The organism is Nocardioides sp. NPDC051685, assembly GCF_044453405.1.
Lineage (GTDB): Bacteria > Actinomycetota > Actinomycetes > Propionibacteriales > Nocardioidaceae > Nocardioides.
The window spans coordinates 495,013-515,451 of record NZ_JBITCR010000001.1 but is presented as its reverse complement, the minus strand read 5'-3'; the positions used below and the strand labels follow the sequence as shown (position 1 = coordinate 515,451).

The 20,439-nt window shown below is 68.5% G+C and carries 20 protein-coding genes; 13 read left to right on the top strand and 7 right to left on the bottom strand.

Annotated features, from left to right (window positions below):
• Positions 1–175 precede the first annotated feature (175 nt).
• The 3 genes from ACIA03_RS02565 (at position 176) to ACIA03_RS02555 (ending at position 2,606) form a co-directional block, all read left to right on the top strand.
• Positions 176–721: a chloramphenicol phosphotransferase CPT family protein gene (locus ACIA03_RS02565; RefSeq protein WP_396978930.1), complete on the top strand. Its 546-nt coding sequence runs from the start codon at positions 176–178 to the stop codon at positions 719–721.
• 142 nt (positions 722–863) lie between these two features.
• Positions 864–1,919 (top strand): hypothetical protein, encoded by a 1,056-nt coding sequence (locus ACIA03_RS02560; RefSeq protein ID WP_396978928.1) that lies wholly within the window; start codon positions 864–866, stop codon positions 1,917–1,919.
• Between the two features lie 27 nt (positions 1,920–1,946).
• Positions 1,947–2,606: a hypothetical protein gene (locus ACIA03_RS02555; protein WP_396978926.1), complete on the top strand. Its 660-nt coding sequence runs from the start codon at positions 1,947–1,949 to the stop codon at positions 2,604–2,606.
• On the opposite strand, the gene ACIA03_RS02550 is transcribed toward ACIA03_RS02555, so the two are convergent.
• Together ACIA03_RS02550 and pyrE are read right to left on the bottom strand one after the other, a co-directional pair.
• The gene (locus tag ACIA03_RS02550; RefSeq protein ID WP_396978924.1) at positions 2,603–3,277 is read right to left on the bottom strand and encodes a DedA family protein; all 675 of its coding nucleotides are present in this window, start codon (positions 3,275–3,277) and stop codon (positions 2,603–2,605) included. The two genes, ACIA03_RS02555 and ACIA03_RS02550, sit on opposite strands and share 4 nt — an antisense overlap.
• A 65-nt stretch (positions 3,278–3,342) precedes the next feature.
• Entirely contained in the window at positions 3,343–3,879 is a 537-nt protein-coding gene (pyrE, locus tag ACIA03_RS02545) for an orotate phosphoribosyltransferase (protein ID WP_396978922.1), read from the bottom strand.
• Positions 3,880–3,978: 99 nt separating this feature from the next.
• On the opposite strand from pyrE, the gene ACIA03_RS02540 reads away from it, so the two are divergent.
• The gene (locus ACIA03_RS02540; RefSeq protein ID WP_396978921.1) at positions 3,979–5,145 is read left to right on the top strand and encodes an aminotransferase class I/II-fold pyridoxal phosphate-dependent enzyme; all 1,167 of its coding nucleotides are present in this window, start codon (positions 3,979–3,981) and stop codon (positions 5,143–5,145) included.
• Here ACIA03_RS02540 and ACIA03_RS02535 read toward each other — a convergent pair.
• Positions 5,142–5,882: a DedA family protein gene (locus tag ACIA03_RS02535; RefSeq protein WP_396978919.1), complete on the bottom strand. Its 741-nt coding sequence runs from the start codon at positions 5,880–5,882 to the stop codon at positions 5,142–5,144. The genes ACIA03_RS02540 and ACIA03_RS02535 overlap by 4 nt on opposite strands.
• A gap of 104 nt (positions 5,883–5,986) precedes the next feature.
• On the opposite strand from ACIA03_RS02535, the gene ACIA03_RS02530 reads away from it, so the two are divergent.
• The gene (locus tag ACIA03_RS02530) at positions 5,987–6,676 is read left to right on the top strand and encodes a TrmH family RNA methyltransferase (protein ID WP_396978917.1); all 690 of its coding nucleotides are present in this window, start codon (positions 5,987–5,989) and stop codon (positions 6,674–6,676) included.
• 75 nt (positions 6,677–6,751) lie between these two features.
• Here ACIA03_RS02530 and ACIA03_RS02525 read toward each other — a convergent pair whose 3' ends face one another.
• The 3 genes from ACIA03_RS02525 to ACIA03_RS02515 all read right to left on the bottom strand — a co-directional run bounded on the left by ACIA03_RS02525 (position 6,752) and on the right by ACIA03_RS02515 (position 9,490).
• Positions 6,752–7,528 (bottom strand): septum formation family protein, encoded by a 777-nt coding sequence (locus tag ACIA03_RS02525; RefSeq protein WP_396978915.1) that lies wholly within the window; start codon positions 7,526–7,528, stop codon positions 6,752–6,754.
• A gap of 334 nt (positions 7,529–7,862) precedes the next feature.
• Positions 7,863–8,354 carry a SigE family RNA polymerase sigma factor gene (locus ACIA03_RS02520; RefSeq protein ID WP_396978912.1) on the bottom strand — a complete coding sequence of 164 codons (492 nt, stop codon included), beginning with the start codon at positions 8,352–8,354 and terminating at the stop codon, positions 7,863–7,865.
• Positions 8,351–9,490 (bottom strand): hypothetical protein, encoded by a 1,140-nt coding sequence (locus tag ACIA03_RS02515; RefSeq protein ID WP_396978910.1) that lies wholly within the window; start codon positions 9,488–9,490, stop codon positions 8,351–8,353. Before ACIA03_RS02515 ends, ACIA03_RS02520 begins: the two co-directional genes overlap by 4 nt.
• 162 nt (positions 9,491–9,652) lie before the next feature.
• On the opposite strand from ACIA03_RS02515, the gene fbaA reads away from it, so the two are divergent.
• The 4 genes from fbaA to ACIA03_RS02495 all read left to right on the top strand — a co-directional run bounded on the left by fbaA (position 9,653) and on the right by ACIA03_RS02495 (position 14,380).
• Positions 9,653–10,675 carry a class II fructose-bisphosphate aldolase gene (gene fbaA / locus ACIA03_RS02510; protein ID WP_396978908.1) on the top strand — a complete coding sequence of 341 codons (1,023 nt, stop codon included), beginning with the start codon at positions 9,653–9,655 and terminating at the stop codon, positions 10,673–10,675.
• 189 nt (positions 10,676–10,864) lie between these two features.
• Positions 10,865–12,565, top strand: coding sequence for a fibronectin type III domain-containing protein (locus ACIA03_RS02505; RefSeq protein WP_396978906.1), 1,701 nt, complete (start codon positions 10,865–10,867; stop codon positions 12,563–12,565).
• Positions 12,566–13,001: 436 nt separating this feature from the next.
• Entirely contained in the window at positions 13,002–13,724 is a 723-nt protein-coding gene (locus tag ACIA03_RS02500) for a FadR/GntR family transcriptional regulator (protein ID WP_396979878.1), read from the top strand.
• Positions 13,721–14,380 carry a cache domain-containing protein gene (locus ACIA03_RS02495; protein WP_396978904.1) on the top strand — a complete coding sequence of 220 codons (660 nt, stop codon included), beginning with the start codon at positions 13,721–13,723 and terminating at the stop codon, positions 14,378–14,380. The genes ACIA03_RS02500 and ACIA03_RS02495 overlap by 4 nt, the downstream gene beginning before the upstream one ends.
• On the opposite strand, the gene ACIA03_RS02490 is transcribed toward ACIA03_RS02495, so the two are convergent.
• On the bottom strand, positions 14,377–15,849 hold the full coding sequence (locus ACIA03_RS02490; protein ID WP_396978902.1) for an MFS transporter: 1,473 nt from the start codon (positions 15,847–15,849) through the stop codon (positions 14,377–14,379). The genes ACIA03_RS02495 and ACIA03_RS02490 overlap by 4 nt on opposite strands.
• 62 nt (positions 15,850–15,911) lie before the next feature.
• Here ACIA03_RS02490 and ACIA03_RS02485 point away from each other — a divergent pair, with 62 nt between their 5' ends.
• From ACIA03_RS02485 to ACIA03_RS02470, 4 genes are all read left to right on the top strand, one after another.
• Positions 15,912–16,325, top strand: a complete 414-nt coding sequence (locus tag ACIA03_RS02485) for a DUF3151 domain-containing protein (RefSeq protein ID WP_141794848.1) — start codon at positions 15,912–15,914, stop codon at positions 16,323–16,325.
• Positions 16,326–16,418: 93 nt separating this feature from the next.
• Positions 16,419–17,873, top strand: coding sequence for a lysine--tRNA ligase (gene lysS, locus ACIA03_RS02480; protein WP_396979876.1), 1,455 nt, complete (start codon positions 16,419–16,421; stop codon positions 17,871–17,873).
• Positions 17,874–18,008: 135 nt separating this feature from the next.
• Positions 18,009–18,989, top strand: coding sequence for a helix-turn-helix domain-containing protein (locus ACIA03_RS02475; protein WP_396978899.1), 981 nt, complete (start codon positions 18,009–18,011; stop codon positions 18,987–18,989).
• Positions 18,990–19,154: 165 nt separating this feature from the next.
• Positions 19,155–20,438 carry an adenylosuccinate synthase gene (locus ACIA03_RS02470; protein WP_396978897.1) on the top strand — a complete coding sequence of 428 codons (1,284 nt, stop codon included), beginning with the start codon at positions 19,155–19,157 and terminating at the stop codon, positions 20,436–20,438.
• Position 20,439 lies beyond the last annotated feature (1 nt).

Genomic DNA, 20,439 nt, shown 5'->3' with positions numbered 1-20,439 from the left:
CGGGGCCCCCCCCCCGCCCCCCCCCCCCGGGCCGCCCCCCCCCCCCCCCCCGGGGGGGGGGGGCCCCCCCCGGGGGGGGGGGGCCCCCCCCGGGGGGGGGGGGGGCCCCCCCCCCCCCCCCCCCCCCCCGACGTACGTGACGCCTCGGCGAGCGGGTGGCCCCTACCCTCCTTGCATGCGCAACGGTCGGATCATCCTGTTGAACGGGGCATCGAGCTCGGGCAAGAGCAGCGTCGGGCGGGAGCTGTTGCCGCTGCTCGAGGACCCGTGGTTCCTGGTGCCGGTCGACGGGATCAGCGGGATGCGGTCGACGGTGCACACGCGCGAGCTCGACGATGCCGGGATCGCGGAGATGCTGCGGCGTACCCGGCTCGGCTACCACCGCGCGATCGCGGCCCTTGCCTCGGTCGGCAACGACGTGATCATGGACTACCCGCTCAGCGAGAGCTGGCGGCTCGAGGACTTGCTCGAGGTGCTCGACGGCTACGACGTCACTCTCGTCGAGGTCTGGTGCTCGCCCGAGGAGCTCGAGAGACGTGAGGCCGCCCGCGGCGACCGGCCTGCCGGCCTCGCCCGGTCACAGACCCTGGTCTACTCCCACCCGTACGACATCCGCGTCGACTCCACCGCTGCCACCCCGGCCGCGTGTGCGAAGGAGATCGCCGAGGCCCTGCCCGCCCTCGCCGTCCCCAAGGCCTTCGACCGCCTCCGGGCCGAATAGGCACGTACGTCGGCCGAAGCGTCACTCCGGTCGGCCGAGCCGTCATCATCGTGCACACTCGATCGACGCGCGTGACGTCTCGGCCGACGCGCGTGACCTCTCGGCACGCGGAGTTGGCCGGGATGAGAAAATGATTCCCGACATGTCTGAAACGAAGCTTCCTCGCCCCGGTCAGGCCACCCTCGCCGGGTGGCTCATCGTGCTTGCGTCGCTGCTCACCGTGGTGGCGGCGTGGGACCAGATCGCCGGGCTGCGCAGCCTGGACACCCGGGAGCGGGTGGAGGAGGTGCTGGCCGAGCCGCCGCTGGCCGGCTCGGGGATCGGCCTCGACAGCATCCTCGACCTCATGCATGTGATGGCGCTGGTCACCGGCGCCATGGCAGCCGCGGCCGTGATCCTCGGCTGGCATGTCCTGCAGCGCAGCAAGCAGGCCCGGCTCGCGCTCACGGTCATCGCGGCGCCGCTCTTCTTCGCCGGGATGTTCGGCGGAGGGTTCTGGTCCACGCTGGCCGCCGTGGCCGTCATCCTCCTGTGGATGTCGCCCACCCGCGACTGGTTCGACGGGATCGCGCCGACCAAGCGTGAAGCCCTCGACAGCGGCGACCCCGACCAGGAGTCGTACGTGGCCCCGACCGCTCCCGCGACCCCGCCCACGGCCCCGACAGGACCGACCACCGGCCCGGCCCGGCTCTCGGCGCAGCAGCCGCCGCCATGGACCGGCGCGGTCGCGCACGCGACGAAGGTGGCACCCAAGCGCCGCCCCGGTGCCGTGATGGCCGCAGCCGCGCTGACCTGGATCGGGTCCGGGTTCACCGCGCTGATGATGCTCGCCTCGGCGGTGACGGCTACTGCCAACCCCGACCTGATCCTCGAGCAGGTGCGCAAGCAGGCCGAGAGCGACCCGGCGATGCGTGAGGTGGCGGGGCTCTACACCACCGACATCATCATCGCCTCGGCCTGGATCATGGCCGTGCTGGTGACGCTCGTGTGCGTCGCCGCCGGGGTGTTCGCAGCGTTCGCGATCCGCCGCCACTCGTGGGCCCGCGTTGCGCTGATGATCTCCGCCGCCATCTCGGCGCTCTCGCTGCTCCTCTTCGCCCTCGCCTTCCCGCCGGCGGTGATCCTCTTCGGTGCCGCGGTCGCGACCTTCGCGTTCCTGCTGCGACCCGAGGTCGCCGCGTGGTTCCGCGACCGCTGACCCAGTCGGCCGGATAGGCTCCGCGGCATGTCAGACCAGTACGGCTCCTTCGACAACCCCTACGGCGGCAAGCCGCCGTTCCAGGGGCAGGAGCCGCCGCCCCCGACGCCCTACGCCGCGCCCCAGCCGCAACAGCCGACCCAGCCGCAGCAGCCCCAGGGATGGGGCCACGCGCCGCCGGCGTACGGCCAGTACGCGATGGGCCAACAGCCCCCGGCGTACCTGCGTCCGCACTACCCGCAACCCGATCCCGACGCCCGTCCGGGGACGGTGGTCGCGGCGGCGGTCATGACGATCGTGGGATCGGTGATCGCGCTGCTGATCTCGGTGTTCATGGTGCCCGCGGGGATCGCCGACTACAACGACCCGTCGTCCCAGGACTTGGGCGTGACGTTGGCGATGGTGATCTGGTTCGCCACGTGCGGCGTGCTCAGCCTGATCGCGATCCCGCTGGGGATCATGGTGCTGTTCCGGTCCAAGGTGGCCCGGGTGCTGCTGACCGTCGTCGGTCCGATCGCCGCGCTGCTCGCGCTCTTCACGGTGCTCTATCCGGCGCTGATCATCGCGGTGCTGGTGATGCTGTACGCCGGCAGGGCAGGCACCTGGTTCGCCAGGCGTGAGCCCGGCGACCCGCTGCAGCCAGCGGCGGTGCCGGGCATGACACCGCCGACCCACCAGCGGTTCTAGGAGACGAGCGAGTCGTCCTTGGCGCCGTTGTCGGAGCCACGGACGATCTTGTAGATGCGCAGGCCGATCCAGGTCACGACCGCGATGGCCACGATCAGGATGACGATGTTCTGGAAGCGGCCGACGATCGGCTCGACCTTCTCCCAGTTGTCACCGAGCTGGTAGCCGGCGACGACGAAGATGGTGTTCCAGATCGCGGAGCCGACGGTGGTCAGGATCAGGAACTTCCAGATCGGCATCCGGGTGACCCCGGCCGGCACCGAGATCAGCGACCGGAAGATCGGGATGAAGCGGCCGAAGAAGACCGTCCACGCGCCGTACTTCTCGAAGAATGCCTCGGTCTTCTCGAGGTCGGAGGTCTTGACCAGCGGCAGCTTCTCGCCGATCCAGTAGACCCGCTCACGGCCGATCAGCGCACCGATGAGGTAGAGCGCGAGCGCGCCGACGACCGAGCCGAGGGTGGTCCAGATCAGCGCCTCGGCGATCGTGAAGCGGCCCTGGGCGGCGGTGAAACCGGCCAGCGGCAGGATGATCTCCGAGGGCAGCGGCGGGAAGAGGTTCTCCAGCGCGATGCCGAGCCCCGCACCCACGGGGCCGAGCTTGTCCATCAGGTCGACCGCCCAGCCGGCGACGCCGGTGAGCTCCTCGGGCTGGGTGGCGGTGAGGATCATGAGGCTCTCTTCGATGTCGGGTTGGGAAGGGCGGCGGAAGCCTAGCGACCCCAGATGTGAATCCCCTAGGAGGCCGCGTTGACCGCGTCCAGGTCGGCCCGGGTCAGCACCGAGCGGATCTCCAGCTCGACGTCACGCAGGGACTCACCGGGCTCGGGCGACCGGTCGATCGCACACAGCACAGTGTCCACGACCGCACCAAGCGGACGCAGCGCGTTGACCGCGTCGCGCACGGCGCCACCGGAGGTGATCACGTCCTCGATCAGCGTCACCCGCTTCCCGGAGAAGGACGGCCCCTCGGCGAGCTTGGCGGTGCCGTACTCCTTCGCCTTCTTCCGGATGAAGATCGCCGGGATGCCGGTCTTGGCCGACACCATGGTCACGATCGGGATGCCGCCGAGCTCGAGACCGCCGAGCAGCTCGGTGCCCTCCGGCAGCAGCTCGACCATGCGTGCCGCGACACGATCCAGGAGCGCCGGGTCGGCCTCGAAGAGGTACTTGTCGAAGTAGGTGTCGCTGACCTGCCCCGAGCGGAGTGTGAACTCCCCGTGCAGGCGGCAGGTGGCGTCGATGTCGGCAGCAAGGGTCTGGTCCGTGGTCACGGCCCCTAGCCTAAGTCGTATGAGTGAGCGCCAGCGAACGGCATCAAGGGTCAGGCCGCCGCGTCTGTATTCTTCGCATTGCCCTACGGAGGCGGCGGCATGACTGCGCGACGACTCCACGGCATCCCGCCGACGATCTTCTCCGAGATGTCCGCTCTGGCCGTCGCCACCGGCGCGGTCAACCTCGGCCAGGGCTTCCCCGACGTGGACGGCCCCGCGGAGATCATCAAGGAAGCCGTCAGCGCGTTGGAGGGCGGCCGGAACCAGTACGCCCCGGGCCCCGGCATCCCCGCGCTGCGTGAGGCGGTCGCGGCCCACCAGCAACGCCACTACGGCCTCACCTTCGACCCGGCGCGCGAGGTCGCGGTGACCACCGGCGCGACCGAGGGGATCGCCGCGGCGATCCTCGCCCTGGTCGACCCGGGCGACGAGGTGATCCTCGTGGAGCCCTACTACGACAGCTACCCGGCCATGGTGCAGTTCGCAGGCGGCGTACGTCGCCCGGTGACGCTCAGCCTGGACCCGGATGCGCCCGGCGGCAGACTGCCCCGCGCCGCCCTCGAGGCGGCGGTCTCGGCGAAGACGAAGGTGCTCCTGCTCAACTCCCCGCACAACCCGACCGGCACCGTGCTCACCCGCGAGGAGCTGGAGACGGTCGCCGGCTTCGCGAGGGACCACGACCTGACGGTGGTCTCGGACGAGGTCTACGAGCACCTCACCTTCGACGGCACCCCGCACCTCCCGATCGCCACGTTCCCCGGGATGCGGGAGCGCACCCTGACCCTGTCGAGCATCGGCAAGTCCTTCTCCTTCACCGGCTGGAAGGTCGGCTGGGCGACCGGACCCGAACACCTGGTCCAGGCGCTGCTGGGCGCCAAGCAGTGGCTGACGTTCACCTCCGGTGCCCCGCTGCAGCCGGCCGCTGCGTACGCGCTCGAGCATCTCGACCACTGGCCCAAGGAGCTCGCCCTCGATCTGCAGGGGCGGCGCGATCTCCTCTGCGGCGGGTTGAAGGAGATCGGCCTCGACGTGACGATCCCGGAGGGCACCTACTTCGCCGTCTCCGACATCGAGGCTCTCGGCTGGGCCGACGGGCTGGAGTTCTGCCGGGCGCTGCCGGAGCGCGCTGGGGTCGTGGCGATCCCGCTGCAGGGGTTCTACGACTCCGATGCCGGGAAGCATCTGGTCAGGTGGACCTTCACGAAGCAGCGCGAGGTGATCGAGGAGGCGCTGGAGCGGCTCGCCGGCGGGCGTCTGACGCGTTAGTGGCCGGCCCGGTCGGCCCGGGTGTCGGCCTCGTCGTCCGACGGTGCGCTCGGTGGCACGGCCAGTCCGACGATGTCGCGGTCCGGGCGACCGTCGCGGTCGAGAGCGGCGGCCAGTCGCGAGGCCGTACGCCGCCGGCGCCACCACTCGACCAACGCGGGCGCGAACGCGAGCGCGAAGAGCAGCAGGATCAGATAGTCGATGTTTTCGGCCAGCCAGGGCCAGCGGGACCCGACGAAGAACCCGAACAACGTCACGGCGAGCACCCACAGCACGCCGCCTATGAAGCTCCAGAAGTAGAACCGTCGCCGGTCCATGTGGGTGACCCCGGCGACGACGGTGACATAGGTGCGTACGAACGCGATGAAACGTCCGATCACCAGCGCCTTGTTGCCGTGCTTGTCGAAGAATTCACGGGTCTGGTCGAAATGGCGCTTCTTGATGAACCGGCCGTCGCGTTCATAGAGCCGAGGACCGATCCTGCGGCCGATCTCATAGCCGGTCACGTTGCCGGCGAATGCGGCCGCGAGGAAGAAGAGCATCGCGATCACGATCTCGACTCCGGCAGGCCCGGGGAAGATGTCGATCTTGCCGGTCGCGATGAAGATTCCGAGCGCGATCAGCAGGCTGTCGCCGGGCAGGAACGGGAAGAAGAGACCGCACTCGATGAAGATGATGATGAGGCTGATCCAGAAGAGCGGCTCGCCGAAAGTGGCCAGCAGAAAGTCCGGACTCATCCAGTCCAGACCGGCCATCAGCGGCGCAAAATTCCCCGCACCTGTCACCCGCCCTACGGTACCCATAGGTAACAACTCTTGTTGTCGAATATTCTGACTCGTCGATGAACGAGACACGACCGTCCGAGGGTGATTCCCGAGCTCCGTACGACCCGATGCCCCACGGGCAGCCGGAGGTCGGGCTGGGTCCGTGGCAGGGTGAGTGGCCCGAGGGGGAGCACTGGGACCCGGATCTGCTGGCCAACGGTGACCGCCGCAACGTGGTCGACCGTTACCGTTACTGGACCCTCGAGGCGATCGTCGAAGACCTCGACCAGCGCCGTCACGGCTTCCACGTCGCGATCGAGAACTGGCAGCACGACTTCAACATCGGCACCATCGTCCGCACCGCCAACGCCTTCCTCGCCGCCGAGGTGCACATCGTCGGCAACCGCCGCTGGAACCGCCGCGGCGCGATGGTCACCGACCGTTACCAGCACGTTCATCACCACCCCGACGTGCCCGCGCTCGCGGCGTACCTCCATGAACGGGACGTACGCCTCCTCGGCATCGACAACCTGCCCGGATCGCTCCACCTGGAGACGATGGCGCTGCCGAAGTCCGTCTGCTTCCTGTTCGGGCAGGAGGGTCCGGGTCTGTCCGAGCAGGCCCGCGAGAGCGTCGACGGCACCTTCTCGATCGCCCAGTTCGGGTCCACGCGGTCGATCAACGCCTCCGCCGCCGCGGCGATCGCCATGCACTCCTGGGTCGTCCAGCATGCCGACCTGTCCTCCGAGGACGCCTGGCGCGGCTGAACGGATCAGCGCAAGAGCGCGTCGGTCCCCCTGGGCGCACCCAGGGGGACCGACGCGTCGTGACCGATCAGCGGATCAGTTGGTGTTCCGCTCGTAGCAGACGACCCAGTGGTCGCCGGTCTGCCACTCGTACCGGCTCGGCTTGCTGTAGGCCCTGGTCCGGCTCGGGCAGTTGTTGGCGACGGCCCGCTCGAACGAGTCGGTGGTCGGGTAGGTCGTACCGGCCTTCTTGAAGGCCGAGATCGACTTGTAGGTGTGCGAGCTCAGGCACGAGTAGGGCCCGACGTACGTGCCGCTCAGGCAGCCGCGGGTGCGCTGGGTGAGCGAGACGCCCTCGAGGAACTTCGCCCGGTTGGTCGGCAGGTTCTTGAGGGTGTCCTTGCCCGGAAGCACGACGTCGCAACGGAACCAGCGCTGGCCGGCGTCGAACTGCTCGACGTTCGGGACGAAGAAGGCAGTGGTGTACGCCGACTGGTTCCGCTTCGAGTAGGTGCTGCCCAGCTTGTCCCGGAGCGCACGGACGCACGTCTTGACCATGTGAGAGTAGTTGGCCTCACGGGTGAGAGACGCCTCGGTGCGGGTCGTACCCGAGACGAGGGTGCCCAACGCGATGGTCTTCGCGGTGTGGGCGGAGCTGCACGCGACCTTCTTGCCGGTCTGCGACCAGGAGCCGTAGGCGCTCCAGCCGTAGTTGTAGCAGGTGCCGACCGTGGGCTTGGGCGGCACAGCCGCGTCGGCCTGGGTGGCGGTGAGGCCGATAAAGGAGAAGACGCCGACGATGAGCCCAAGAACGAGGGCCACCATCATCGGCTTCTGCGCGGGCGCGACGGCGCCGGCACGAAGACGAGACATGATCGTGCTTTCGAATGAGAGGGATGTGGCGGCCTGAATCATCGCAGCGAGATGCCCGGCAGGGCATAGTCAATTCGGGTGGTTGTAACCCTGTTACGACCCAGTGTCAACGGTGAGAACTGGATCCGCTAAAGTTAACCTCTGGGTCGCCCGGATGTGCCCCCCTCGTGGGTGCGTGGCCTCGGGGCCGGGCGGCAGCGGGGGCTCCTTTTCAGGGCCTCTACGCCGGCCGCTCGTCGTAGAACTCCCGCCACTTCTCCGGCCCGGTCAGCATCTCGGGGTCGTGACCTTGGGCATGCCCGCCCGACCGTTCTTGCCCTGCCTCTTGGTCTGCCTATGTTCTGGAGGCGTCCCCCGACCCCAGGCAGGTACGCAGCGCGGTCAGGCCACGGGATGAGTGGCTCTTGACGGTGCCCTCGCTGATCCGCAGCTCCCGCGCGGTCTCGGCGACCGACAGCTGCAGCCAGTGACGCAGGACGACCACCTTGCGCTGCATCTCCGGCAGCGACTGGAGCGCCTCGAAGAGCTCGGACCGCTCCTCGACCTGCTCCGCGGGGCCGGGGTGCTCCGGCAGGTCGCCCGGCCGCTCCCGCTTCCACCACGGCCGCCGGGTCTGGTCGATGTGGGCGCGGACCAGGATCGTCCGGACGTACGCCTCCTCCGAGCCCGACTCGACCCGTCGCCATGCGGCGTACAGCTTCAGCAGCGCCGTCTGCACCAGGTCGTCCGCCCGGTGCCAGTCGCCGCACAGCGCGTACGCCACCCGAACCAGGTGTGGTCGCCGGGCCGCGACGAACGCGGTGAAAGCCTCGTCCTGCGCGCTCATTCCCACGGCCCCCATTCGGGACCGTAGTTACGCCTGACGATCGCGGCGAACTCGTCGAGCGAGAATGGTGCCCGGTCCTCGGCGTACGGAGCCGGGAGCAGGTCGTAGGCGAAGGCCCATGAGACGTTCTTCGTCCGCGTAGCACTTTCCTTCTCCTGGACCAGGACGTACTGCTCCTTGCCGTCAACGCTGATCCTGGCGGCTGCGGTCTGCGATGTCTCGGCGGTGAAGGATTCGTTGATGTCCGGGTCGGCGACCTGTTCGAGGACCTTCACTCCGTCTTCGGTGGGGACCACGGTCGAGCCGCTGAACTCGATCGCGTGGGTGATGGCCGGTTCCCCGAGGTTGCGGTCGTTGGGACGGTAGGCCGTGCGATCCGACTTCTCGATGCGTGCCAGCCAGTCGTCGATGGTCTGGCCGGGAATCGCATAGGTCGAGCCGCCGTCGGGGGCCAGTGACAGCGCCGCGCGGCTCTGTCGGAGGAAGAGCCACTCTTCGAGGCCTTCTCGCTCGATGACCGCTCCGACCGAGTCCCAGGGTGCGTCGTATCCGAACGGGTTGGAGATCTCGCGGACGATCTTCCAGCCACTCCTGCCGACGGCGAGCCGGCCGCCGGCGTCCCACATGATGTCCGGCTGGTGGTCGGGAAGCTCACGCGCCCACGTCCGAAAGTCCTTCGCGGTGCGGGATGCATCGGTGAACGAAGCGTCGTCCGCTTCGGGGAAGTAGGCGTAGATCGTCTTCTCCCCGTCGGTCACCGCGACTGCCAGCGAGCTATTGCTCGTGAGCGCGCCGACCCGGTCGACCTCCGTCCAGCCTTCCTGCAAGCTGGTCTCGCCGGTCTCGAAGTCGTACGCGACCGGAGCCAGGTCGCTCAACGGGATGTCGACCTCGGGTGGCCAGTCCTCAGCCGTCGACCGCGTCGCGATCGGCGGCTCCAGGTCGGCATGGTCGCGCGAGGGAACGACGACCGCGCCGATCCCGATCACGGCGGCCACCGCGGCCGCGGTGCCGGCGACCACGGCGAGCCGCCGGCGGCGTACGAGCCTCTTCCCGTCCGCCACGAGCGCGGCCGGGTCGGGGTGTGTGGGCGGGGGTTGGGGGATCGCCCGTTCCAGGGTTTCCTGCCAGTCCATGATGCCTCCAAGGTCAGTCTCACCTCTGGATACGGATCTCGTGGCGGATCGGTTGTCCTGGTTGATCGATCCAACTGCGGGCGTTGGGCGGGGTGGCCCGGGGGCGCATTACGCTGGCCACCAGCGCACCGGTCGACAACGGATCTTCAAGGAGACCCCCAGATGCCCATCGCCACCCCCGAGAAGTACGCCGAGATGCTCGCGACCGCGAAGGAGAAGGGGTTCGCCTTCCCGGCGATCAACGTCTCCTCGTCGCAGACGCTCAACGCGGCGCTGGCCGGCTTCGCGGAGGCCGGCTCGGACGGCATCATCCAGGTCTCCACCGGTGGCGCGGAATATCTCTCCGGCCCCACGGTCAAGAACATGGTGACCGGCTCGGTGGCCTTCGCGGCGTACGCGACCGAGGTCGCCAAGTCCTACGACGTCAACATCGCGCTGCACACCGACCACTGCCCCAAGGACAAGCTCGACGGCTTCGTACGTCCCCTGCTCGAGCTCTCCGCCGAGCGCGTCCAGCGCGGCGAGACGCCGCTGTTCCAGAGCCACATGTGGGACGGGTCCGCGGTGCCGCTGGAGGAGAACCTGCAGATCGCCTCTGAGCTGCTCGCGCTGGCCAAGGCCGCCCACATCGTGCTCGAGATCGAGGTCGGCGTGGTCGGTGGCGAGGAGGACGGCATCGTCGGCGCGATCGACGACAAGCTCTACTCGACCCCCGAGGACGCCATCGCGACCGCCGAAGCGCTCGGTGTCGAGGGCTACCTGACCGCACTCACCTTCGGCAACGTGCACGGCGTCTACAAGCCGGGCAACGTCAAGCTCCGTCCCTCCATCCTGCGCGACGCCCAGGACGCGGTCGTCGCCAAGCTCGGCCTGCCCTCCGGCTCGAAGCCGTTCGACCTCGTCTTCCACGGTGGCTCGGGCTCGAGCGCCGAGGAGATCGCCGAGGCGGTCTCCTACGGTGTGGTGAAGATGAACATCGACACCGACACCCAGTACGCCTTCACCCGCCCGGTCGCCGGCCACATGCTTGCCAACTACGACGGTGTTCTGAAGGTCGACGGCGAGGTCGGCAACAAGAAGCAGTACGATCCTCGCGTCTGGGGCAAGCTCGCGGAGGCAGGTATGGCCGCTCGGGTCGTCGAGGGTGCCCAGCATCTCGGTTCTGCGGGCAACTCCATCGGCTGAGCAACACGCCGAGGATAGGCCGATGGTCCCGATTCGGAAAACGTTGTGGCACACGGCATAGCAAACTCGGGCTTATGTCGTTGTGCCGATCATTGGTAAAGCGATTCAATGCCCTGGCTGGACGGCGACTCACGGGTAAGACAGTCGAACCGTCCCCTCGGCGTTGATCTTGGGAGGGACATCCTCGGAATGGAAACCACTGCGCGAAACCGCACAATCGGCGGAATCGTCATAGGCGCGATCATCCTGATCCTGCTTCTCGTCTTGTTCTCCTGCACCGTAAACAGCGACCCGGAGAGCTCGCCGAAGAAGGATCCGACCACCGGGGAGTCATCGCTCCCCAGCGATCCTGACACGATTGAGCCCGACGACAAGCCGTCGGAGAAGGACTCCGACGAGCCGGAGATCGTCGACGACGACATCGTCCCGGCTGCCAACACCGGTGTGACCTTCATCCCCGCGGGCAACGTGCCCTCGGGCAGCACGCCCACCTGTGAGCTCGACCCGAGCGCCTGTGAGGACACTCGTCCGCCGGGTGCCGGTGTGGACATCTGCGAGATCCGCCCGGATCTGGACCAGTGCCAGGAGCCGGAGCCGCCGACCACCCCGCCGGGTGATGGCGAGCCGACCACGCCGCCGGACGACGACTGCCTACTCGGCATCGGCCTGCTGTGCCCGCCTGACGACGAGCCGACGACGCCGCCGTCGCCTGGTGACAAGACTGCCCCGTCGTGCGGCACTCGCCCGGTCGTGGTGGAGAAGTCGATTACTGAGCTGATCCTCGTCACGCTCATCTCGTACGAGGTCTCTTGGGGTGCGGCCACCGACGACAGCGGCTCGGTGGAATACCGGGTCTACGTTGACGGCGACCGTGTTGCCACTACGTCTGACACTTCGTACAGGTCGGGCGGTCTGGAGTTGGATCCCACCAAGGAGTACAGGCTTTCCGTCGAGGCGGTCGATCCGTCGGGCAACACTGCGAAGTGCGGTCGGGTGAAGCTCACCGACAACGAGGCTCCGGTCATGGGGCCGGTGGGATGTGAGGTCATCAGTTCGACCGAGCTCAAGTTGACCTGGGATGACGCGACGGATGACAGCGGCGAGATCCAGGGATACACCGTGGAGAACGAGCAGGGTCACGAGGCATCGAACTCGACTGCGAACAGCGCCACGTTCGATGGCCTGACCCCGGGTGAGACGTACAACTTCAGCGTCTACGCGACCGACTGGAGCGACAACGACTCTGAGCCGAGTGATGTCGATTGCGCCACGACGGCCGACGAGGAGAACCCGACAGTTCCAGCCGGTCTGAAGATCAGCGACATCACCGACACCACGGCGACCCTGTCTTGGACTGCTTCGACCGACGACTCGGCCGTCGACCACTATGAGGTGACGTGGGCAACCGAGACCGGGCCGACCTTCTCAGGGGAGACCTATGACACGACCTTCACTGCCGATGTGTTGAGTCCGGAGACTACCTACACCTTCACGGTGGTCGCGGTAGATGTCGTGGACAAGCAGTCGAGTGCTGCTACGGTCACGGGAACCACCAAGGCAATGGGCACTGCAGCCCGCGAGGGTGTCGCTCCGCGGTCAACGACGCTGAGCACACCGAAGTCGAGTGCGCCAGCCGACGGTTCCTCGGCCACCAAGGACGAGCCCTCGCTCGACGATATCCTCCCGTTGCCGGAAGCGGAGTCGGCCGAGTCGGATGAGCCGGCCGAGCCTGAGGCGACGCCGAGCGAGTCGGAGAGCCCGGCTGCGCGGCCGACCACCGAGGAGCCGACCGACGAGGCGACCGAGGAAGCTCCCGCCGAGGAGGACGAGGGTGGCCTGCTGGGCGACATCGTCGACTCGGTGACGAGCGCCGTGGCCGCGGTGTTCTAGTCGGTCACACGCCGAGAAACAGGGCGGGGAGGGCTGAGAGGCTCTCCCCGCCCTGTTGCGTGTCCGGGCGGCCGTGAGGACGCCGAACGCTCACCGAGGTGACTCGGCGAACTCACACTGACTTCGTGGAGTTCACCGAAAGAACCGACCCTTCACCGAGCTACCTCGGTGAGCATCCAGGCTCGCCTGGGTGTAAACGATCGAAAACCAAGGAGTCGGATGCCCAGCGCCCCCCACAAGCCCTGGACATCCGACGATCTTGGGTGACCGACACAAGTGTGCGTCAGTCGTGCGCTCAGGTTAGGCATAGAAACGCCCATGGATCCAGATGGTTAAGACGAAATTCATGAAGTTCTGTGCGGATTCGAACAGAATCGAACAGATCTGAGGCCCCGAATCATCTAGATCCATACATTAGGATTTCGCTGTGCGTGTGATGACGTCCCGAGCTCGCGCAGCAATCTTCGCCCCGATCGGCGACGAGGGCCGGGCGGCGCGCGTCGAGAACCGGCTCGCGGAGGCGATCCGTTCCGGCGTACTTGCACACGGCGAGCGGCTCCCGAGCGAGCCCGAGCTCGCCCAGATGCTCGGCGTCGCGACGGTCACCGCGCGGGAGGCGCTGGTCGCACTGCGGGCCAAGGGGTTGGTGGTGACGACTCGGGGGCGGGGCGGCGGCTCGTTCGTGCGCGCCCCCAAGAGCGCGGACATCGTCGAGGAGCGGCTCGCGTCGATGTCGCGGGTCGAGCTGCGTGACCGGGCCACGGTCTACCTGGTGGTGCTCACCGGGTGTGCGGAGATCGCGGCAGAACGTACGGACCCTGACGAGGTCGAGGACCTGCGCGACCTGCTGATCCCGCTCAACGTCAGCGACGTGGCCCGCTGGCGCAGCGCGGACAGCGAGCTCTACCTGTCGGTGGCCGCGCTCACCCAGTCGGCCCGGATGACCCGCGAGGTGGTGCGCCAGGAGGCCGACTTCGGCGCGCTGCTCCGGATTCCGCTCAACGAGCCGGGCTTCCGGGAGGCGACCGCGACCCGCCATCAGGAGCTTGTCGAAGCCCTCGCATCGGGGGATGCTGTCAGGGCACGGGAGAGCGTACGTGAGCACGTCGCCCACTCCCTCGAACGCTTGGCCGAGATCCATGAGGCGGTGCGACGATGACCGAGACCATGACCCCCATCGACTGTGTGGCGCAGGTCGAGCAGCATTTCGGCCCGATCGTGACCGAGCTCGAACGCGTACGCAGCGAGGTGGCCGCCCTCTTCGAGTCCGGCCCGGTGACCACCGCGTCCCTACGGGAGCGGCTCGAGCCCGGATCCCTGGAGTTCCTGCGCAACCCCAACCTCGTCGGCGGTGGCTTCGTCGTCGCGCCGGGTGTGCTCAGCGACCGCCGGCTCTACCTGGTGTGGTGGCAGGGCGAGGAGCGTGACTTCCTCGGTGACGCGGATGCGCCGGGGACCGGCGAGGCGATCGACTACACCCGCCAGCCCTGGTACCGCACCCCGGAGCGCACGGGGGAGCTGACCCTCGTCGGGCCGTACGTCGACTTCGTCTGCACCGACGAGTACGTCATGACCACGACGATGCCGGTCCACGCCGGCGGTCGCATGGTCGGCGTCGCCGGGGCCGACACCCTGGTCGAGACGCTCGAGACGATGCTCCTGCCCGGGCTGCGCGAGGCCGGTGCGACGCTGGTCAACGGTCACGGCAAGGTGATCGTCTCGGCCGACCCGCAGCTGGCCACCGGTGCCCCGCTCACCACCGCCCGCGACATGATCCCGTGCCGGGGTCTGCCGCTCTCGGTCGCGCTCTCCTAGGCCGTCGGCTTCATCATGTGGCGCGGGGTGGTGAAGAAGAGCACCGCCACGAAGCCCACCGCCAGCGCGATCGCGGGCAGCAGCGTCGCCTCGGCCATCGCCTGGGAGAACCGGTCGGCGATCTCCGCCGGCATCTCGCCACCGGCGCCGCCGCCGGCGGTCTCGGCGCTCGCGTCCAGCCCGTTGGCACCGATGCGGGCGTCCATGAGCACCGCGATGGCGGCCGAGCCGACCACCGAGCCGACCGTCCGGGTGGCGTTGTAGACGCCCGCCCCTGCTCCGGCGTGGAGCGGTGGCAGGTTGCGGGTGGCGGCCGCCGCCAACGGCGCCCACACGAACGCCATCCCGACCCCGAGCAGACCCATCGGGAGGAGGATCTCCCAGACCGCCGATCCCGGCGTCATCGGCCGGGTGACCCAGAAGATCGCCGTGGCGCAGCAGAGGAAGCCGAAGCTGGTGAGCCAGCGGGGGTGGACCTTGTCGTTGATCCGGCCGACCACCGGCGCGAGCACCAGCGAGACCGCGGCCATCGGCACAAACAGGAGGGAGGCCTCGAGCGCGTCGTAGCCACGCACGATCTGGGCGTAGAGCATCAGCGGGAAGCCCATCGTCGTGGCCGCCATCCCCATGCAGGTGATCGCGATGTTGGCGACCGAGAAGTTGCGGTCGCCGAAGAGGCCCAGCGGAAGCAGCGGCTCCTGCTTGTTGCGCGCCTCCCACAGCACGAACAGGCCGAGCACGACCACGCCGCCGACGACCAGCGCCCAGATCACCGCGTCCCAGTCGCGCTGCTCCCCGTCCTGCAGGCCGAAGACCAGACCGAACATGCCGATCCCGCTGAGCGCGACGCCCAGCCAGTCGAAGACGTGCGGGTGGGTCGGCAGCAGCGGCACCAGCCGCCAGTTGAGGACGAGCGCTGCGATGCCCACCGGGATGTTGATGAAGAAGATCCACTCCCAGCCGCCGAGATCGACGAGAACACCGCCGAGGATCGGGCCGACCAGCGTCGCGATGCCGGCCGTGGCACCCCACAGCGCCATCGCCGCACCGCGGCGGTCCGCCGGGAAGATCCGGGTGATCACGGCCATCGTCTGCGGCGTCATCATCGACGCGCCGACACCCTGCACGGCGCGGGCCGTGATCAGCATCGTGATGTTGTCCGAGAGCCCGCACCACAGCGACGCGAGCGTGAAGATCGCCAGGCCGCCGAGATAGAGCCACTTCGGCCCGAACCGGTCGCCGAGGCGCCCCATGATCAGCACCGGGACCGCATAGGTCAGCAGGTAGGCGCTGGTCACCCACAGCACGTCGTTGGTGCTCGCCTCGAGGTCCCTCATGATGTCCGGCGTCGCGACGGTCACGATCGTCATGTCGACGAGGATCATGAAGAAGCCGATGCACAGCGCGGCCAGGCTGCGCCAGGGATGTTCCACGGTGGTGCCCGGCGTCGTCGACGTCGTATCGGTCATGAGCACAGTCAACACCCGACCACCGACATTTGGTGGCGGAGTACGCAGGCACAATGGTCGGCATGACCCACCAGGACCTGATGGCCGGCCCGCCGCCGACCCACCTCCCCGCCGACCCCGCGACCGACGAGCTCTCCGCCGGCACCGAGCCCGCCGAGGTCGTACGCCGCCACCCGGCCTCGCCCGCGGCCTGGGCCGCGCTCGCCACGGCGGCGAAGGAGTCTGGCGCCGAGGACGTGACCATCTACGCCTACGCCCGCGTCGGCTACCACCGCTCGCTCGACATGCTGCGCCGCAACGGCTGGAAGGGCCACGGTCCGGTGCCGTGGGAGCACGAGCCCAACCGTGGCTTCCTGACCAGCCTCGCCCTCCTCGCCGAGCAGGCCAAGGCGATCGGTGAGACCGACGAGTGGGAGCGCTGCAGCGAGTTCCTGCGCGACAGCAGCCCGACGGCGTACGACACGCTTCTCGGCTGATCTACCGAATCGCGTAGGACCAGCGATTTCGCCTAGCCTTGCCCTGTGACTGAGCAGACCACCAACGCCCCCGAACCGGACCTCAACGAGCAGATGCTGGTCCGGCGCGAGAAGCGCGAGCGCCTGCTGGCCCAGGGGAAGAAGGCGTACGCCATCGGCGTCGGCCGCACCCACACGCTCGCCGAGGTGCGCGAGGCCTACGAGGACAAGCTCGAGGCCGGCGACGAGACCCAGGACGTGGTCACCGTCGCCGGCCGGGTCATGTTCGTCCGCAACACCGGCAAGCTCGCGTTCGCGACGCTGCAGGAGGGCATCGGCACCCGGCTCCAGGTGATGCTCTCGCTCGCCGAGGTGGGCGAGGAGGCGCTCGCGGACTGGAAGAGCCTGGTCGACCTCGGTGACCACGTCGCCGTCACCGGCCGGGTGATCTCGTCGCGGCGCGGCGAGCTCTCCATCATGGCCTCGAGCTGGGAGATGGCCTCCAAGGCGCTGCGGCCCCTGCCGGTGCTCCACAAGGACCTGTCCGAGGAGGCCCGGGTGCGGCAGCGCTACGCCGACCTGGTCGTGCGCCAGGAGGCGCGCGACATGGTGCGTACGCGGGCGAAGATCACCCAGGCGATCCGCCGCCGTCTGGAGGACGACGGCTACCTCGAGGTCGAGACGCCGGTCCTGCAGCTCATCCACGGTGGCGCGCACGCGCGACCGTTCAGCACCCACATGAACGCGTTCGACCAGCCGATGACGCTGCGCATCGCGCTCGAGCTCAACCTCAAGAAGGCCGTCGTCGGCGGCGTCGACAAGGTCTACGAGATCGGCCGGATCTTCCGCAACGAGGGCGTCGACTCCACCCACAGCCCCGAGTTCACGATGATCGAGGCTTACCAGGCCTACGGCGACCAGTTCACGATCGCCGAGGAGATGCGGCAGATGTACCTCGCCGCCGCCGACGCGGTCGGCTCCCGCCAGGTCGAGACGGAGGCCGGTGTCATCGACCTCGACGGCGAGTGGAAGTGGCTGCCGGTCTACGAGGGTGTCTCCGACGCCGTCGGCGTCGAGGTCACCCCCGACACCGACGTCGACACGCTCAAGGCGCTCGCCGACAAGCACGATGTCGAGCTCGACCCGGCCTGGGACGCGGCCAAGATCGTGATGGAGCTGTGCGGCGAGCTGGTGGAGCCCCACCTGATCCAGCCGACCTTCCTGTGCGACTTCCCGGCGATCGCCCAGCCGCTGGCGCGGATCAACGACGAGGAGCCCGGCAAGGTGCTCGCCTGGGACCTGATCATCGGCGGTGTCGAGCGCGGCACCGGGTTCACCGAGCTGATCGACCCGGTCGTGCAGCGCGAGGTGCTCACCCAGCAGTCGCTCCTGGCGGCCGGTGGCGACCCCGAGGCGATGCAGCTCGACGAGGACTTCCTGCGGGCGCTGGAGTACGGCGCCCCGCCGATGGGTGGTCTCGGCCTCGGCCTGGACCGGGCGATCATGCTCTTCACCGGTGCCGGGATCCGCGAAACCATCCTCTTCCCCTTGCTGAAGCCCGAGGCCTGAGGCGGCAGTCCGTTCCTTCGTCAAGGTATGCAGGCGAAGGCACGCTTCCCGTGCGGAGTTCCGCAGGGGAAGCGAGACCTCGGCTGCGTACCTTGATCGAGGTCCAACTCCATACCTGGCACTAGAGTTCCAGTTATGGAGAACGGCCGGTCGGAGACGCTGATGACCGCGCTCGGGTTCGACCCGGGCGCGGCTCAGCTCTACAGCCGTCTCCTTCCGCTCACCGGGTGGCCGTGTATGGCAGTGGCGGCGACGCTGTCCACCTCCGAGGGCGAACTGAAGGAGGAGGCCGCGCCCCTGATCGAGAGCGGTGTCATCAGCTGCGGTGAGACGTTGACCGTGCTCAGCCCGACCGCGGTGGTCGCCCACATGCTGGAGCGGGCCGCGACGAGGGCCCAGGACGCCCACGACCACCTGCTCAAGATCTCCCAGTCGGTTCCGTACGTCGCGGGCACCGCCGCACGGCTCCCGGCCACGATCGGCGAGGAACGTCCGATCGACGGCGAGGTGATCGCGACCGAGTTCACGCCGGAGACCTTCGAGCGGCTGGTCTCGGCCACCTCGGGCGACATGATGTGGCTGCGCCCGGCGGTGACCGTTCATCCCTCGGAGATGCGGTTCATCTCGGTCATCGAGGGCGCGACCAAGGCGGGTCGCCGGTGCCGCGGCATCTACCCGGTGGCGGCCCTGAAGCACTCGCCCGACGTGCTGCGGATGCGGGTCGAGATCGGTGAGGAGATCCGGATCCTGCCGGACGTCGCCACCCACCTGATGGTGGTCGGCAGCACGCACGCGATGTTCCCGGACCCGTTGGGCCCGGTGGAGCAGCCGTTGATCAACGTACGCCAGCGGGGCGTCGTCGAGGTGGTCACCGGCTACTTCGAGGAGCTGTGGCGCCGTGCCCTTCCGGCGGCCGAGCTCGAGGATCTGCCGAGCGCGGAGCGCCGCCTGCTGCTCGCCGAGCTGGCCAGCGGGGCCCAGGACGAGCAGATCGCCCGGAGGCTGGGTGTCTCGCTGCGTACGGTCCGGCGGCGGGTTGCCGAACTGCTCGTGGAGCTCGGCGCGAGCTCACGGTTCGAGGCGGGTGTCGAGGCCGCGCGGCGAGGCTGGCTGTGACGTACGGCTTCGGATTTGCTAGCGTGTGGTCGCAAGAGCCCTGGTCTTGCCAGGGTTTTTCGCATTCTTGATGGATCCAGTGATGGATCAGCACACACTAGATAATGGTGCGTCGAGCAGCCGCCTCACGGCGGAGGGACTCCGTCCTGAGCGAAGGAGCAACACATGCCCGCGATCACGATCATCGGAGCCCAGTGGGGCGACGAAGGCAAGGGCAAGGCGACCGACCTTCTCGGTGAGCACGTCGACTACGTCGTGAAGTTCAACGGCGGCAACAACGCCGGTCACACTGTCGTGATCGGCAAGGAGAAGTACGCCCTCCACCTGCTGCCCAGCGGCATCCTGACCCCCGGCGTGACGCCGGTGATCGGCAACGGCGTCGTCGTCGACCTCGCGGTCCTCTTCGAGGAGCTGACCGCCCTGGAGGAGCGCGGCGTCGACACCTCCAAGCTGAAGCTGTCGGCCAGCGCCCACGTCATCGCCGACTACAACCGCCAGCTCGACAAGGTCACCGAGCGCTTCCTCGGCTCGCGCAAGATCGGCACCACCGGCCGCGGGATCGGACCGACCTACGCCGACAAGGTCAACCGCATCGGCATCCGTGTCCAGGACCTCTTCGACGAGTCGATCCTGCGCGGCAAGGTCGAGGGCGCGCTCGAGCTGAAGAACCAGCTCCTCGGCAAGGTCTACAACCGACGCGGCTTCACCGTCGAGGCGATCGTCGACGACCTGCTGTCCTACGCGGACCGGATCGCCCCGATGGTGTGCGACACCGGGCTGCTGCTCAACCAGGCGCTCGACCGGGGCGAGACCGTCCTGCTCGAGGGTGGCCAGGCGACGCTGCTCGACGTCGACCACGGCACCTACCCCTTCGTGACCTCCTCCAACGCCACCTCGGGCGGCGCCTGCACCGGCTCCGGGATCCCGCCGACGCGGATCGACCGGGTGGTCGGGATCGTGAAGGCCTACACCACGCGCGTGGGCGAGGGGCCGTTCCCGACCGAGCTCTTCGACGAGTCCGGCGCCTACCTGGCCCAGAACGGCCACGAGTTCGGCACGACCACCGGCCGTCCGCGCCGCTGCGGCTGGTACGACGCCGTCATCGCCCGCTACGCCGCCCGCGTCAACGGCGTCACCGACTTCGTCCTCACCAAGCTGGATGTGCTCGGCGGCCTCGACGAGATCCCGGTGTGCGTGGCGTACGACGTCGACGGCGTCCGTCACGACGAGATGCCCGTCAACCAGTCCGACTTCCACCACGCCAAGCCGATCTACGAGACGCTTCCGGGCTGGAAGGAAGACATCTCGGGCGCCCGGTCGTTCGGCGACCTCCCGGCCAACGCCCAGGCGTACGTGAAGTTCGTCGAGGAGATCTCCGGCGGCCCGATGTCGGTCATCGGCGTCGGCCCGGCCCGCGACGAGACGGTCATCATCAACTCGCTGACCTAAG

Excerpts from the sequence above, each read along its gene's own strand:
- ACIA03_RS02565 (WP_396978930.1), top strand. The coding sequence starts at position 176 with ATGCGCAACGGTCGGATCATCCTGTTGAACGGGGCATCGAGCTCGGGC.
- ACIA03_RS02560 (WP_396978928.1), top strand. The coding sequence starts at position 864 with ATGTCTGAAACGAAGCTTCCTCGCCCCGGTCAGGCCACCCTCGCCGGG.
- ACIA03_RS02555 (WP_396978926.1), top strand. The coding sequence starts at position 1,947 with ATGTCAGACCAGTACGGCTCCTTCGACAACCCCTACGGCGGCAAGCCG.
- ACIA03_RS02550 (WP_396978924.1), bottom strand. The coding sequence starts at position 3,277 with ATGATCCTCACCGCCACCCAGCCCGAGGAGCTCACCGGCGTCGCCGGC.
- ACIA03_RS02540 (WP_396978921.1), top strand. The coding sequence starts at position 3,979 with ATGACTGCGCGACGACTCCACGGCATCCCGCCGACGATCTTCTCCGAG.
- ACIA03_RS02535 (WP_396978919.1), bottom strand. The coding sequence starts at position 5,882 with ATGAGTCCGGACTTTCTGCTGGCCACTTTCGGCGAGCCGCTCTTCTGG.
- ACIA03_RS02530 (WP_396978917.1), top strand. The coding sequence starts at position 5,987 with ATGAACGAGACACGACCGTCCGAGGGTGATTCCCGAGCTCCGTACGAC.
- ACIA03_RS02525 (WP_396978915.1), bottom strand. The coding sequence starts at position 7,528 with ATGTCTCGTCTTCGTGCCGGCGCCGTCGCGCCCGCGCAGAAGCCGATG.
- ACIA03_RS02520 (WP_396978912.1), bottom strand. The coding sequence starts at position 8,354 with ATGAGCGCGCAGGACGAGGCTTTCACCGCGTTCGTCGCGGCCCGGCGA.
- ACIA03_RS02515 (WP_396978910.1), bottom strand. The coding sequence starts at position 9,490 with ATGGACTGGCAGGAAACCCTGGAACGGGCGATCCCCCAACCCCCGCCC.
- fbaA (WP_396978908.1), top strand. The coding sequence starts at position 9,653 with ATGCCCATCGCCACCCCCGAGAAGTACGCCGAGATGCTCGCGACCGCG.
- ACIA03_RS02505 (WP_396978906.1), top strand. The coding sequence starts at position 10,865 with ATGGAAACCACTGCGCGAAACCGCACAATCGGCGGAATCGTCATAGGC.
- ACIA03_RS02500 (WP_396979878.1), top strand. The coding sequence starts at position 13,002 with ATGACGTCCCGAGCTCGCGCAGCAATCTTCGCCCCGATCGGCGACGAG.
- ACIA03_RS02495 (WP_396978904.1), top strand. The coding sequence starts at position 13,721 with ATGACCGAGACCATGACCCCCATCGACTGTGTGGCGCAGGTCGAGCAG.
- ACIA03_RS02490 (WP_396978902.1), bottom strand. The coding sequence starts at position 15,849 with ATGACCGATACGACGTCGACGACGCCGGGCACCACCGTGGAACATCCC.
- ACIA03_RS02485 (WP_141794848.1), top strand. The coding sequence starts at position 15,912 with ATGACCCACCAGGACCTGATGGCCGGCCCGCCGCCGACCCACCTCCCC.
- lysS (WP_396979876.1), top strand. The coding sequence starts at position 16,419 with ATGCTGGTCCGGCGCGAGAAGCGCGAGCGCCTGCTGGCCCAGGGGAAG.
- ACIA03_RS02475 (WP_396978899.1), top strand. The coding sequence starts at position 18,009 with ATGGAGAACGGCCGGTCGGAGACGCTGATGACCGCGCTCGGGTTCGAC.
- ACIA03_RS02470 (WP_396978897.1), top strand. The coding sequence starts at position 19,155 with ATGCCCGCGATCACGATCATCGGAGCCCAGTGGGGCGACGAAGGCAAG.